16 protein-coding genes are annotated in these 15083 nt (G+C 34.1%); 15 read left to right on the top strand and 1 reads right to left on the bottom strand.

What is annotated here, in order from left to right:
• Nucleotides 1-79: 79 nt before the first annotated feature.
• The 11 genes from C8E03_RS09980 to C8E03_RS10035 all read left to right on the top strand — a co-directional run bounded on the left by C8E03_RS09980 (nucleotide 80) and on the right by C8E03_RS10035 (nucleotide 9163).
• Nucleotides 80-439, top strand: coding sequence for a hypothetical protein (locus C8E03_RS09980; RefSeq protein WP_110290974.1), 360 nt, complete (start codon nucleotides 80-82; stop codon nucleotides 437-439).
• A 226-nt stretch (nucleotides 440-665) separates the two neighbouring features.
• Entirely contained in the window at nucleotides 666-848 is a 183-nt protein-coding gene (locus C8E03_RS09985) for a hypothetical protein (RefSeq protein WP_094380230.1), read from the top strand.
• Between the two features lie 749 nt (nucleotides 849-1597).
• A complete protein-coding gene (locus C8E03_RS09995) occupies nucleotides 1598-1999 on the top strand; it encodes a hypothetical protein (RefSeq protein WP_094380233.1) in 402 nt (133 codons plus the stop codon).
• A 91-nt stretch (nucleotides 2000-2090) separates the two neighbouring features.
• Complete coding sequence (locus C8E03_RS10000; RefSeq protein WP_094380235.1) at nucleotides 2091-2279, top strand: hypothetical protein; 189 nt, start codon at nucleotides 2091-2093, stop codon at nucleotides 2277-2279.
• Nucleotide 2280: 1 nt separating this feature from the next.
• Entirely contained in the window at nucleotides 2281-3423 is a 1143-nt protein-coding gene (locus C8E03_RS10005; protein ID WP_110290976.1) for a site-2 protease family protein, read from the top strand.
• 93 nt (nucleotides 3424-3516) lie between these two features.
• Nucleotides 3517-3987: a hypothetical protein gene (locus C8E03_RS10010; protein ID WP_110290977.1), complete on the top strand. Its 471-nt coding sequence runs from the start codon at nucleotides 3517-3519 to the stop codon at nucleotides 3985-3987.
• Nucleotides 3980-5110, top strand: a complete 1131-nt coding sequence (locus tag C8E03_RS10015) for an HlyD family secretion protein (protein WP_094380241.1) — start codon at nucleotides 3980-3982, stop codon at nucleotides 5108-5110. Before C8E03_RS10010 ends, C8E03_RS10015 begins: the two co-directional genes overlap by 8 nt.
• 59 nt (nucleotides 5111-5169) lie before the next feature.
• Nucleotides 5170-6921 (top strand): Ig-like domain-containing protein, encoded by a 1752-nt coding sequence (locus C8E03_RS10020; protein WP_094380243.1) that lies wholly within the window; start codon nucleotides 5170-5172, stop codon nucleotides 6919-6921.
• Nucleotides 6922-7025: 104 nt separating this feature from the next.
• A complete protein-coding gene (locus C8E03_RS10025; protein WP_110290979.1) occupies nucleotides 7026-7427 on the top strand; it encodes a hypothetical protein in 402 nt (133 codons plus the stop codon).
• 331 nt (nucleotides 7428-7758) lie between these two features.
• On the top strand, nucleotides 7759-8256 hold the full coding sequence (locus C8E03_RS10030) for an RNA polymerase sigma factor (protein ID WP_094380247.1): 498 nt from the start codon (nucleotides 7759-7761) through the stop codon (nucleotides 8254-8256).
• On the top strand, nucleotides 8246-9163 hold the full coding sequence (locus tag C8E03_RS10035; RefSeq protein WP_094380249.1) for a zf-HC2 domain-containing protein: 918 nt from the start codon (nucleotides 8246-8248) through the stop codon (nucleotides 9161-9163). The genes C8E03_RS10030 and C8E03_RS10035 overlap by 11 nt, the downstream gene beginning before the upstream one ends.
• Before the next feature lie 166 nt (nucleotides 9164-9329).
• Here the strand turns inward: C8E03_RS10035 and C8E03_RS10040 are convergent, their stop codons facing one another.
• The gene (locus C8E03_RS10040; protein WP_110290980.1) at nucleotides 9330-9716 is read right to left on the bottom strand and encodes a winged helix-turn-helix transcriptional regulator; all 387 of its coding nucleotides are present in this window, start codon (nucleotides 9714-9716) and stop codon (nucleotides 9330-9332) included.
• 293 nt (nucleotides 9717-10009) lie between these two features.
• Here C8E03_RS10040 and C8E03_RS10045 point away from each other — a divergent pair, with 293 nt between their 5' ends.
• The 4 genes from C8E03_RS10045 (at nucleotide 10010) to C8E03_RS10060 (ending at nucleotide 15045) form a co-directional block, all read left to right on the top strand.
• Nucleotides 10010-12505, top strand: a complete 2496-nt coding sequence (locus C8E03_RS10045; RefSeq protein WP_110290981.1) for a heavy metal translocating P-type ATPase — start codon at nucleotides 10010-10012, stop codon at nucleotides 12503-12505.
• On the top strand, nucleotides 12502-13215 hold the full coding sequence (locus tag C8E03_RS10050; protein WP_110290982.1) for a hypothetical protein: 714 nt from the start codon (nucleotides 12502-12504) through the stop codon (nucleotides 13213-13215). Before C8E03_RS10045 ends, C8E03_RS10050 begins: the two co-directional genes overlap by 4 nt.
• A gap of 79 nt (nucleotides 13216-13294) precedes the next feature.
• Complete coding sequence (gene copZ / locus C8E03_RS10055) at nucleotides 13295-13504, top strand: copper chaperone CopZ (protein WP_207657801.1); 210 nt, start codon at nucleotides 13295-13297, stop codon at nucleotides 13502-13504.
• A 272-nt stretch (nucleotides 13505-13776) separates the two neighbouring features.
• Complete coding sequence (locus C8E03_RS10060) at nucleotides 13777-15045, top strand: diaminopimelate decarboxylase (protein WP_110290983.1); 1269 nt, start codon at nucleotides 13777-13779, stop codon at nucleotides 15043-15045.
• The last annotated feature ends 38 nt before the right edge of the window (nucleotides 15046-15083 follow it).

Here is a 15083-nt window from a genome sequence, read left to right on the forward strand (position 1 = left end):
GTGCTTTAGGCATTAATGTTTAAATAGACTGTAATTGCTTGCAAACATTTACAAAAAATAAATAAGGAGGAAATATATAATGGATATGACTTATGAAGATGCATTGGTAATGCCAAATGGTTGTGTGATGATGGATGAGGAGGAGATGACGTATGTGGAAGGTGGTGATAATAAATATACTATGACTTTAAGTGGCGCAAGTGATTATTTTGCAATGGTTGTGGCGGCTGCTTCAGCTTTTGCAGCAGGATCCGCTGCAATACAATATGTTGGTGAGATTGGTACTTTTTATTATGGAGTTATATTAGGTTCAGCTATAGGTTGCTTAAATCAATGCAAAACATGGTTGGAATCATATAGTAGTTCAAGTAAAGTAAAAGTAACAGAGTATACAACTTTGTTGGACATTATTACAGGCTATAGTGTTGCTTTAAAGTAAGAGATAAGGTTGTAAATGATATTCTTATAAAATTAATAAAAGCTTTTTACATTATAAATACATTCATATTGAAAGATTTAACCTCTCCAGCTATGATAGGGAGAATAGTGTAAGAAAACGGTGAAGATGTAAAAAGAAGCTTCCTATTTTAAAATAAGAGTAATCATTATTAACTGGTAATTGATACTTAAATTTTATCAATAATACTAAAAATAGGAGGATATAAATGAATAAACTCAAACTAACAAGAAAAATTTCAAGGATACTTTATATTGGAGTTTTATTCATTATTGCTGCGACAGCATTAAGTGGTTTTCCTGTACCATACTATTTAATGATACTAGTGTGGGCTGGTATAATAGTGTCTTTTGTAACAGATTTAATTCTTAACATTCAGAATAAAAAATAAATATAATTTAAGAAATAGTTTAAAAGATTCATGTTGCATGGCCTAATAGCGGCTGTTAGCAGTATAGTTAAAATATAAGTAAATTCTAATGTAAACTTATATAACAAAGCGAGGGATAGTGTATGAATAATAGAAAAATAATGGTTGTTTCATTGATTATTATATTTCTTCTTTTATTATTGATGAATTATATGTCAGATATTTTATTAAAATTACCAAATAGTAGTATCTTAAAAGACGTATCAGTGTCATTTGGAGTAACCATTGGAGTGGGAATAGTTTGGATAACTATTATAAAATTAATTAAAAATAGTAAGTGAAAAGTATGTAATCAAAAAAATACTCTATTTTAGCTTTTATATTTAAGTGAACATAAGATGTAGATTAGACTATATACTATACTATTAATTATATGAAGCTAGAAAATAATGAGAAACTACTACGTTAGTTATGATTTTCATTGTTTTACGATTCATCGTAGTAAAAAGCTTTGTAAGGCTCTGGTAACGGATGTGGCTTTTACGATGAAGACAGTAGTTAGTATTTTACTGTATTTATTTTTAAACAGCCGTATAAAAATATTAATGAAAAACAGATGCAACAAGGGGATTTTGTAATTAGAGAATAAGAGATTTTCAGATGAAGATGAGATGAGTATTATCTAATAGAAGTGTTTTAAGCATTAATGTTTAAACAGATTGTAATTGGTTACAAACATTTATAAAAAATAAATAAGGAGGAAATATATAATGGATATGACTTATGAAGATGCATTGGTAATGCCCAATAATTGTGCCATGATGGATGAGGAAGAAATGACATATGTAGAGGGAGGCGGTACATTATATGTTACATTTACTAAGTCAACAATATGTAACGCTATTGGTGTTTTAGGTGGTGTGGCCACAAAGGCGGCAGTTACCGCTCTTTTAGAATCAGCAGCAATTGGTGTGGCCACGGCAATTGAACTAGGGACAGCGGGAACAGGAACATTAGTTGCTGGATTAGTATTGGCGTACGGTTCAACTGTTGCTGCTGCCGCAGCGGCAAAAATTGTTAAAAATATTGCATCTGGAGTTTATACGGGTGGAGATATAACATTGAAAGTTGCGAGTGGATCTTTAGTTCCGTCATTTACTTTGACAATCTAATTTAATACATAGAAAAATACGCCAAATTGGTAATCTATTTGGCGTATTCTATATAAATCTTATAATACTACATAGAAAGGGTGGCTTTGAAATGAAATTATCAAAAATAGAATTATTCGTATATGCTTGTGTTGCGTTTATTGCATTTACGGTTTCGGACAGATTAAATTACAATGCACTGTCATGGCAGAGTTTTTTAATTATAGTAATTCCCTTGTTAATAACAGATACTTTATTCTTAGTTAAAAAAAGAATAGACGAAGAACATAGGAATAAATAAAATGATAAAGAATGAAAGAATTTTTGAATCAGGTATAAACGCTGCAATCATTCTAGTTATATTAAAAGTTGTATACAAAATTATAATAGATAATAAAAATTTTAAGATTGACAAGATACAATTTATCATAGTATATGCAATATTTTTTATCTGTGCACATTATGTATTTGTATTTATTCATGAATTTGGTCATTTGCTATTTATGAAAAAAAGAAATATAGAAGTTGCCATGTTTGTAATAGGACCTATTCTTTTTGTAAAAAGTACAAATAGAATAAAAATAAAAGTAAGATTCAAGGGCGAATTAATATGGGGTGGTTGTGTTATTCCATATGTAAATAGCAGAATAAAAAATCAAGAAAGTTTAGAGCAATATGCAAATGATTATGTGTATATGCTAATGGGAGGAGTTTATTCTAGTTTAGTAGCTTATGTTATTTGTATTTTGTTTTTCTGTTTTATTGATGGTACAAATTATTTATTTTCACCTATATGTATTTATATTAACTGGTCAATTTTAATCTCACTATTTAAAAAAACGGGAAATGTGATGGGTGACTTTAAAATGGCAAAATTTTTAACTCAGAACGAAGATATGATAATAGCTATCTTATATAATAGCCTGCTAATAGAATTTCCTGTCAATCAATTTATTCTAGAAAAGTGTGAAGAATTTGTTTACAGTAAAAAAATTAATAAAGAATACAATTATTTAAAAATATGCAATTTAATTAATCTATTAGTTTATAAGATAATCAATTTAGATGAAAAAGAAGAGAAAATGGAAGAATATCTTATTCAATTTACAAAGCAAAATCTAGAAAGTAAAAACGATATTTATTATAACTTATTAATGTGTAGGTTAATATATCATTTTTTATTATACGAATATTGTTATGAAAGCAACTATCTAGAGTCAATGTATGATTTGCTTCACAATTTTATTTTAGATTCATTTTCTAACAACAATACATTTTTTAACTATGTAAAGAAATACCAAGTCAATCTATTAAAACTGATAGATTCCAAAAATGCAAATGCAAATAAACAATGGAACTATTTTGGATTTATCAGTTTATTTCAGTATATTAATAATTATATGTATATGATAGAGCTATTGGAAGCTAATATAATAAACAGATAAGTAGATTGATTTTTTAACCATATAGGGAGATAAATTTATGAATACTGTAAGTAATTATATTGTCTATCCAACGATAGGGAAAATGGAGGAATTATGGGTAAACTAAAAATTGAGCAGAGTAAATCGTTAAAACTTTCAAATGTAATAAGTAAGATATTAATGCCTGATGAAATAGAAAATTATGCTTTGGAAGTGGAAAAGATGCATAATTATATTAAAATTAAAGGTGTAAAACCTTTGGGACCGATTATTCAGTATACAAAAGCTACTGTTAATCAGAGGGGAGAAATGAATGTTGAGCTAAGAATATTACAGCAAGTAAATAATTACATTAACAATATGGATTCGTTTTATAAGATTGATTCTGTAATAAGAGTAAAAAAATGTATGTATGTAAGATTTATTGGTGAAGAAACTAAGCTAAAATTTGCCTATGATAAAATTAATCTAGAGGCTTTCGAGGAGGATATCCCCTTAAAAGGCGATAGTTATACCATATTTGTTGACAAACAAGATGACAATATGATAGCAGATGTATTTATGGAGAGAGCAGACCATGAGTAAACAAATAAAAACAATGGATCAATTAAAGGATAGCAAACTTCTCTATGATAAGAAAGTTCCACCCTTTGGTTATATGATTCTCATAACCGTCACTTTACTGTTAGTTGCAGTCATCATATGGAGCATTAAGACACCTAAGATATACATAATAAAATCAAGTGGTGTCGTGCAAAGCATGAATAAAAATTATGCCATGTCACCTTATACAGGAGAGATTGTGACAATTAATATCAAGGAAGGTATGAATGTTGAAGAAGGAGATGTGCTATTCGAAATTAAAAGTGGCGACTTGGATTTACAGGGAGAGCAGTTAGAAGGGCAAAAGCAAATCTATGAAACCCAGATTGCACAATACCAAAAGCTGGTAAAATCCATCAAAGATGACACCAACTATTTTAACCAGTCTAACACAGAAGATAGTTTGTATTACAGTCAGTATGAGGCTTATAAGAGCCAGGTGGATCAAAATACGATGGATGCTTCTGTGTATAAAGCCTCAGGTTATTCGGATGAGCAAATTGAAAATGAACTCATTAAAAATCAAAATAAAATTACAGAGGTATATTATTCTGCGATTAAATCCGCAGAGGATTCCATTTTGCAAAGTCAAACTCAATTAGATTCTATTCGTGCACAACTGGATGCAATCGGAACAGGGCAGGAACAGTATAGTGTGAAAGCAAATACTTCAGGGAAAGTTCATATGATGGCGGAATATAAAACGGGAATGGTAGTTCAGGCGACTCAGGCATTAGCCAGCATTTCCTCTGAAAATGATAAGTATGTGATACAGGCCAATGTTTCAGCAGACGATGCAGCAAGAATAAAGGTAGGAGATATGACGGATGTTGCAGTGCTTGGATTGACGCAGAGTGTGTATGGAACCATATCAGGTAAGGTAACAGAAATTGACAGCGATGTATCAACATCAGAAAGCAGTGACTCAAGTAGTCCAAGTGCCTATTTTAAAATAATGATAGAACCGGATTATACCTACTTAGTTAGTAAAGCAGGAGATAAGATTAATCTTAGCAATGGTTTAATGGTAGAAGCAAGGATTCAATATGACAAAGTGACCTATTTTAATTACGTACTAGAAGGACTTGGTGTATTAACAAGATAAATAAAAAGTTTTGTAACGAATGGAGTATAAATCAAAATACAGGGTGATGGGTTGATAAGATGAAAAAGTTAAATATAATCATATTATGTTTATGTGTTTTATTTTTTAAGAGTGCAAATATATGTATTGCTTCGCAAAGCAGGCTAGAGTTAATGAATGGCTCTACATCAAATATAAACTCTGTGAATAAAGCAACAATTACAACAGAAGCAAAAACAACAAACACAGAAAAAATAAATACAACAGATACGACGACAGCAGACGTAGGAACGACAGATACACAATCGACAACAACGACAGACACAACAGATGCAGGAGCAAGTGTAACAGATACGACAACGGAAACGACAACAGATACGACAACAGATACGACAACGGAAACGACAACAGATATGGGAACAACTTCAACCGATACTAGTACTACTACCACGGATACAAGTAAAATTGATTCGGCAACAGAAGTATCGGTAGTAAACGCAGAAGAAATTGATTTAGGTGATTATCTGGAATCAATGGCAATAGGGGAAAAGCAATTAATTTCGGCAACAGTAATACCAACTGATACAACGGATCAGACTCTAGCCTATTCATCCAGTAATGAAGAGGTAGCTACGATAAACGGACTTGGAAGGATTACGGCAGTTTCAGTAGGAACAACAAAGATAACTGTAAAATGTGGAAAAGTAAAAAACAGTTTCAAATTACAAGTAAAAAAATCAAATGATGTTGAAGTCACTGACATTGAGATTGGCAATTACGAGGAGGAAATGGAGGTAGATAAGTCTCAGGCTATTTCTGCAACAGTAATACCGTCCGATGCTACTGATACAACAGTAAAATATTCCTCAAGCGATAGTGAAGTAGCGACCGTTTTATCTACAGGAGAAGTGAAAGCCAAAGCAAAAGGAACGGTTGTCATAACGGTAAAAGCAGGAGATATTTCCAAGGAAATTGAAATTACTGTCAAGGTAGCGACTACGAAAATTGAGGTAAATAAATCTTATGTAGTGCTAAAACCAGAAGAAGAGTTTCAATTAAAAGCAAACGCACTTCCAAGTGATGCATTACAGACAATGACCTATGAAGCAGAGGATAAAGAGATTGCAACAGTTGAGTCAAATGGAACGATTCATGCAAAAAGCATTGGCACAACCTCTATTCTTGCATCCAATGGGGATATGAGTACAGCAATAACCGTTATTGTAAATGAAATCGGAAGCAGTGAACAAACAACTGAAGAAAATGTAAGTATAGAAGCAACCAGTAATAGAGTGCAAAATATAAGTGAAAATGACGCAGAATTAATAAGTAAAATAGAAAATAATTTTGATGATATAGAGGTAAATGTAAAAGAGTGTAACGTAGTTAATAAGAGTATTCTAAAAGCATTATATGAAACAGGGAAAACAATACATATTTTGGGCGAAGGTTATACCTTAACAATAAAGGGAAGCGATATTGTTAATTATGAAAATGAACTAAATACAAATATTAATGTAGAGAAAGAGAATAATAAGCTGACCTTTGTGATAAATGAGGGGAAGAATTTGCCCGGATTAATTACCCTACAGCTATCAGAGGGCGGATACAAATATCTCTATTTATTTAATGAAGCCAAAAATAAATACCAACAGCTCAAAGTCAAAGATTTCTCCAATTTTGATATCGACACAAGCGGTAAATACACACTAAGTGTAGACAAGCTAAATGTAATTCCAATCAGTATAATAGCAATTATTATTGCATCAGTCATCGCATTAGGATTAGTAATAACTTACATTGTAGTTAAGAAGCAATATTGGTTTTGGTGAATAGAGTATAATTGATTACTATTTAATAACGTTTTAAACATATGTTTAAATAAATTGTAATTGGTTGCAAACAATTACAAACAATAAAAATAAGGAGGAAATATATGATGGAAATGAATTGTGAAGGAACTTTATTAATGCCAACTAATTGTGTTTTAATGGACGAGGAAGAGATGACATATGTGGATGGAGGTGTTAATATTGGTATGTATAGAACTTATTTGAATAAGGAAGCTTGTCTTTATGTAGCTGGTCAGTGGGTGCGAGATGGGAAATGGACAAATGTAACGGCAACACAAATTGCACATGAAATTTTTGGACATGCAGTAGGCTATTACAAATTGGCAGCATTATTAAAGATTATTCCTGACCTTAAAGGATCTAATTTTTATAGCCATGTTGCTAATGGTGTGGATATTAATAATGTAGTAGATAAGTATCAGTCGGCTTTTGACATAATATGGAATACATTTAAGAGTGAAGGTACTTTTACAGGTTCTTATTAACTAGCTTTAAAAAGTTTAAAATACATATATAATCCTACCCTTGAATTTTTAAGTTAGGGTAGGATTATATATGTATTTAATTAAAATTTTAAACTAGTCTTGATTTTTTATAGTTTAACAAAATTTAAATAAATAGAATAATTAATATTTTCATGAATAGGAACAAACGGTACGTTAAGTTAAATAAAAACATAAGTTATTTAAAACCTCATGCATTTGATTATGGTTAAACAAATATTAAAAAAAATAAGTATGGGTTATATAAATAATAATTTTATAATTTTTGTAACGAATTTAATACTAATGGAACTTATAAATAGGAGGTGAATAGATGAATAAAGATGATATAGAAAAAATATATTGTGAATATATTGAACTTGTATATAAATATTTATTATGTCTCACTGGAGATGCATGTATGGCTGAAGAACTTTCGCAGGAAACTTTTTATCAGGCAATAAAAGGAATTGATAGATTTCGAGGAGAATGTAAAATATCGGTTTGGCTTTGTCAAATTGGTAAAAACCTGTGGTATAAGGAATTACGATCTAAAAACAGAAATGCGATTCCGCTGGATGATATAATAGAAATGAATTCGGATGACAGCGTAGAAGATTATTATATATTAAATTCCGAGAAAATTGAATTGTTTATGTCATTACAATGTTTGGATTCTATATCGAGAGAAGTAGTTTATTTAAGAATTACAGGAGAGTTAAGCTTTGCACAGATTGGGAAAATTTTAGGAAAGTCAGAAAACTGGGCAAGGGTATCCTTTTACCGAAGCAAATTAAAAATAATGAAAGGGATGAAGAAAGATGAATCATAAAGTAACCTGCTGTATAGTACAAGATTTATTGCCAAACTATATTGATAAACTAACATGTGATGAGACTAATTCCATTCTTGAAGAGCACTTTGGTGATTGCGCTAGATGCAATGCAAAATATGAAAAAATGGTATCAGAAATGGAAATTAGTACTGTGCAGGAAGAGTTAGCGAAAGAAAAGAGTATGAAGGACATTTTAAGTAAAGCAAAGTTAGGATATGCAATGAAAAGAATATTACAGGTACTTCGGATTTTAACTGTCGTCTTATATTCAGTTATGAATATTGTATTAATTTACATCATTGCATCAAATACTAAATATTATACTATTACAGAAAAAACTACGGCTCAAAATACATTACTATTGTTTTCCATTACGTTATTGATTCCCAGTGTATTGATCGCAACCTTGTTTATTAAGAAGGACACTCATATTCTCATTATTGTGAAAGGCTTGCTACAAGTAATTTTGCTAATTATCCTACCCTTTGCATTTATCATTGGAACTATTTTAAGCCTGAGAATGCCATCCTATACAACCAATGCTTCGTATTACGGACAGAGAGATGAATATGCGAATGAGCTGCTGATTAGCAAAGAATTTACTATCTTACCTAAGAGCATACCCGAGAATAGCAAGGATGTTGATTATGTATATAAGTATGAAACTATTTTTGATGACACTTATTTGACTCTTTCAATTTCTTGGACATATGATAACGATACAGAATACCAAAAGGCAAAATCAGATATGCAATCCTATGAGCCGGTAAATGATCAAGTGGCAGAAGAGGGTTATCACATGACATATGCAGTAGGAAACAGCAAGGATAACAATGAGTACTTTCGTTTCGGTTATGATGATGAAATAAAAAGAGTTACTTATCAAATATATGATCAGAAGTAAAACCTTTCAAATTACAATTAATCAAAAAGAGAAAAGCGCTTAAAAATCAAAGAAGATTCACGCGTTTTTCTCTTTTCTGTCTTCAAATTGTAAATAAATCTGATAGGGACTAATTTTATGACTTATTAAAGCCCCATGACTTGGTCTTTATCTCTTGGTATAAACCTTATTCACTGTGTTTGATATTGTTATTTGATGATTCGATAACGGTCATGGAACAGTTAGCCTCTATGCCATTATTTACGAGATATTCATTTCCCCAAGCATACATAGCTGATAAGATTGGGCGTATGCTTCGACCTAAATCAGTTAAAGAGTATTCAACCTTTGGAGGAACAACCGGATACACAGTACGAGAGATTAAGTTGTTTTCCTCCAGCTCCCTAAGTTGCTGTGTCAGCATTTTGGGTGTAGCCTGAGGGATAAGCTTACGAAGTTCGCCAAATCTCAATGTGGAGCCAATTAGATGCCACAAAATCAAGGATTTATATTTTCCCCCAATCATTTTAAGTGTTGTATCAACAGGACAATTATATTCAGAACAGCAAGACATAGTACACATTCTCCTTTAGTATCTTTATAGGTACTATATTACTTTTAAGTACATACTTGTATAAATAAAAATATATGACATAATAATATCATGAATGATGCAATAAATCAAGTAGCAAGTATCATATAGTAAAAGTTCAGATGTATGATAAAACTTATAGAATCATTAGGGGCACGACATAACTAAAAAGTGCATATTTACAAATGAAAGAATATATATTAAAAGCTGCTGATACGGGAAAAAGAATCAATAGGAAGTAGTCGTTTAGAAATTAGGAAAGGAGATTTTATTAAATGGAGAATCAAGTATTGAGTATACGAGGCATGACATGTGCAGCTTGTGCCCAGCGAATAGAGAAAACGGTACGTAAGCTTTCCGGTATTTCACAAGCAAATGTGAATCTGGCGAGTGAGAAGCTGTTTGTGGAGTACGACAGTGAGGTGTTGAAACTCTCGGCTATTAAAGAGTCTGTTGCCAAAATAGGCTATCAGGTAGTAGAAAAAAGTGACAACCCAAAAGTGACAATTCCAATTGGTGGTATGACTTGTGCTGCATGTGCACAGCGAATCGAAAAGGTGATTAAAAAGCTGGATGGGGTAGAAGATGTATCGGTAAATTTTGCAACTGAAAAAGCAACTGTTACTTATCAACCTCAGCAAGTCCGACTTTCAACAATGAAAGAGGCAATCGAAAAGATAGGCTACAAGGTACAAGAAATCAATAAGGCAGACGCTGCAGATGAGGATAGGGTTCGAAAGCAAAAGGAGATTACGACTCTCTGGACGAAATTTATTGTTTCAGCTGTGTTTTCGCTGCCACTATTATATATTGCAATGGCACCGATGATTAAAATTATCCGATTTCCTTTCCCGTCGGGGCTTGACCCAATGAATTATCCCCTAATTTATGCCTTGGCTGAGCTTCTGCTGGTAATACCAGTTATCTGCGTCGGATACAAATTTTATACCGTGGGCTTTAAAGCTCTGTGGAACAGAAGCCCAAATATGGATTCACTGATTGCAATCGGTACAACTGCCGCTGTAATGTATAGCTTATACAATACTATACAAATTGCAGAAGGCAATTTTTTGGCGGTAGAGTCCCTCTATTATGAAACGGCAGGAGTTATTATTACACTGATATTACTAGGCAAATCACTCGAAGCTGTTTCGAAAGGCCGAACCAGTGAAGCAATTAAAAAGCTAATGGGACTTGCTCCAAAAACAGCCATTATCTTGCAAGGTGACATAGAAAAAGAGATTCCGATTGATGAGGTAGAAATTGGGGATATCATTGTTGTTAAGCCAGGAGCTAAAATCCCTGTAGATGGTATGGTGACGGATGGGCACACAGCCATAGATGAATCTATGCTGACAGGTGAGAGTATGCCGGTGGATAAGAAAGCAGGAGACAGCGTTTATGCAGCTTCACTCAATACGACCGGAACACTTCAATTTAAAGCTGAAAAGATTGGAAGTGATACGGCACTGGCACAGATTATCAAGCTGGTAGAGGACGCGCAGGGTTCCAAAGCACCGATAGCACAGATGGCAGATATTGTATCTGGTTACTTTGTGCCTGTGGTTTGTCTGATTGCTTTGTTTGCAGGAATTGCTTGGTACTTTGGCACGGGCGGTGACATTAAATTTGCACTTACCATTTTTATTTCCGTACTGGTCATTGCTTGCCCATGTGCGCTTGGCTTAGCAACACCTACTGCTATTATGGTAGGGACGGGAAAGGGTGCGGAAAACGGAATACTGATTAAGGGCGGCGAAGCTCTAGAAACGGCACATAAAATCAATACCATTGTATTTGACAAGACGGGTACGATTACAGAGGGAAAACCTACAGTTACCGATGTACTGACTGCAAAGGAAGGTGATGCAGATGACTTGCTTCGGCTTACAGCTTCGGCTGAAAAATCCTCTGAACATCCGCTTGGTCAAGCTATTGTCGCAGGAGCACAGGCTAAGGGACTTGAACTTTATAAGGTCGACAACTTTAATTCCATTACAGGGCGAGGAATTGAAGCAATGATTAATGGTAAGATGATTCTTGCTGGAAACCGCAAGTTAATGGAGGAAAGAAGCATTTCTCTTTCAGAGTTGGAAGCTGCATCTGATCGTCTGGCAAGTGAAGGAAAGACTCCGATGTATGTTGTAGTTGACAAAAATCTGGCAGGTATTGTAGCCGTAGCCGATGTGGTAAAGGCTTCCAGTAAGGCAGCAATCGAAAGTATTCACAAGCTAGGGATTGAGGTAGCAATGATTACCGGTGATAATCAAAAAACTGCAGCAGCGATTGCCAGACAGGTTGGAATTGATAAGGTACTGGCTGAGGTTTTGCCACAGGATAAATCAAATGAGGTCAAAAAGCTGCAAGGCACAGGCCGTAAGGTGGCGATGGTAGGCGATGGAATTAATGATGCACCGGCATTAGCACAGGCCGACATCGGTATCGCCATAGGATCAGGAACTGATGTAGCAATGGAATCTGCCGACATTGTATTGATGAGAAGTGATCTGATGGATGTTCCAACGGCTATTGATTTGAGCAAACGAACCATACGCAATATCAAGCAGAATTTATTCTGGGCATTTGGATACAATGTGATTGGTATCCCCATTGCAGCAGGAATCTTGCATCTTCTTTTTAACGGACCGTTACTTAACCCGATTTTTGCGGCTGCGGCCATGAGCCTAAGTTCCGTTTCTGTTTTGACTAATGCATTACGGTTGAAGAGATTTAAGGCCACACGTCAAGAAGGGACAGGTGCATCATCATGAAAAGAATATTTAAACGATTTTTAGCTGCTATGTCAGGATTCGTTGTCATGATTTCACTTACCGCATGCTCAGGATGGAATGAACTGGATGTAGTTGGTCAACAATCCATAAAATCCTTTGATGAGGTATTAAAGACATTACCTGATCAGATAACTGTGGATGAAACTAATGCCAGTTGGTCATTGGAGGCACCGGACGACTCGGCACGCTTTATATGGAGTCAGGATTATAGTAAAAGTCCTTTGTATGATGTAATGATAGAGGTGGATGCTACTCCTTTTATCAATGCAGGTCTTGATCCAGACAAGCTTCCAAATAACTATACTTATGATAATGGTATGCTAAAGGTGGGCACAAAGCTTGGTAAAGAGGAGCTGACTTATAGTGCTAATACAACTCCACTCACCTCGTATGAGCAAATAGTCAATCACTACCGTACTTCAATTAACTATCATACTGCACTTGATCATTTCGGTGTGAAGCTGGGTGACGGTAATCTGTTTGAATGGGCTAAGGACATGAAAACGAATGGGTCTACAGAGGAAAACCAAGACAAGGATATTGTATTTGTATTAAATTCAGAACCTCTTATTGAAGCAGGTACGGTACCTGATAAGGTAGAAGAATGGACTTATGCGCAGGTAGAAGTAATGGAAAATGGGAAAACACTACAGGTATATAAATTTTTAAAGCCGTTTGATATAAAATAGGAAATAAAAATTATTTTAGTTTAATATGACAGTTTAAAATTATAATAAGCTGACATTAAAAAATAAAGGAGGATTTACAATGATTCAATCAGTAATTAAAGTAGATGGAATGGCTTGTGACCACTGTGTCAAAGCAATTACCAATGCGTTGAAAGCTCTGCCGGGTATTGGCAGCGTAGTAGTTGATTTAAAAGCAGGTACCGTAGCAGTGGAATATGACTCTTCACAAAGCAAACTTGATCAAATCAAATCAGAGATTGAAGAGCAGGGTTATGATATCATAGAGTAATCTATTCAAATAGGGAGGCCATCATTTCGATGTGCTTCTCTTTTTTTGATTTCATAGGAATGACCTTGTTGTGGTACCGTAAAAAGTTTGATTCTTATAAAATAAAATTACTTTGCTTGCTTTTGACGTAATAATTCTTGAAAATGGTACAAGATAAAGGAAGGATTTTATGGTAAGTCACTTGACAAATCAATCAAAATTTACTATAGTGTTCCTAAATAGTATTACTGATAGCTAATTACGAAGGTACGGGAAAGGAAGATACACATATTATGAAAAAAAAACCATTTGTAAGCTTAGAACAAGTACAAGAGATGACAAAGAAATATCCAACTCCTTTTCATTTGTATGATGAAAAGGGAATCAGAGAAAATGTAAGAAAACTAAAGAAAGCATTTTCTTGGAATAATGGCTATAGAGAATATTTTGCAGTAAAAGCAACTCCCAATCCATATTTGATGCAAATCTTAAAGGAGGAGGGTGTAGGTGCAGACTGTTCCTCTTACACAGAACTTTTATTGTCTGATAAGATAGGGCTTGGGGGAGACAACATTATGTTTTCTTCAAATGTTACACCAGCAAAAGATTTTGAATTGGCGTCAAAGCTTGGCGCAATTATAAACTTTGACGATATCACACATATTGATTTTTATGAAAACATCGCACCATTTGCAAAAACGATGAGCTGCCGCTACAATCCGGGCGGTGATTTTACGCTTCACAATCAGATAATGGACACACCAAAGGATGCAAAATATGGACTGACAAAACTACAGATGGCAGAGGCATTTATAAAATTAAAGGAAAAGGGTGTAGAGCATTTTGGAATTCACTCATTTTTGGCAAGTAATACAGTGACAGATGATTATTATCCACAGCTCGCAAAGATTCTCTTTCAGCTTGCGGTGGAGCTTAAAAAGGAAACGGGAGTTCACGTAGCTTTTATTAATCTTTCAGGTGGAGTAGGGATACCATATAAGCCTGACCAAAGAGGAAATGACATTCTGGCAATTGGAGAAGGTGTAAGAAAAGTATTTGAAGAAATTCTGGTGCCAGCCGGTATGGGCGATGTTTCCATTTATACTGAGCTTGGGCGCTTCGTAATGGGACCTTATGGTTGTCTGGTAACCAAAGCGATCCATGAGAAGCATATTTATAAGGAATATATTGGATTGGATGCCTGCGCAGCTAACTTGATGCGTCCTGCTATGTATGGCTCTTACCATCATATTACGGTACTTGGCAAGGAAGATAAGCCATGTGACCATATCTATGATGTAACAGGCGGCTTGTGTGAAAATAATGATAAGTTTGCAATTGACAGATGCTTGCCGATGATAGACAGGGGTGATTATCTTGTTATTCACGATACGGGAGCACATGGTTTTTCCATGGGCTATAACTATAACGGAAAGCTTCGTTCCGCTGAGCTTTTACTTAAGGAAGATGGATCAACAAAGCTGATTCGCCGTGCAGAGACACCCGAGGATTATTTTGCTACATTGGATTTTAGTGAATTTGAAAATAATAATGTTAAATAATCATATATTGTTCAACAGAATCAGGAAGGGGTACGTAA

Source organism: Lachnotalea glycerini (genome assembly GCF_003201285.1).
In the GTDB taxonomy this organism is placed as follows: Bacteria; Bacillota; Clostridia; order Lachnospirales; family Lachnospiraceae; genus Lachnotalea; species Lachnotalea glycerini.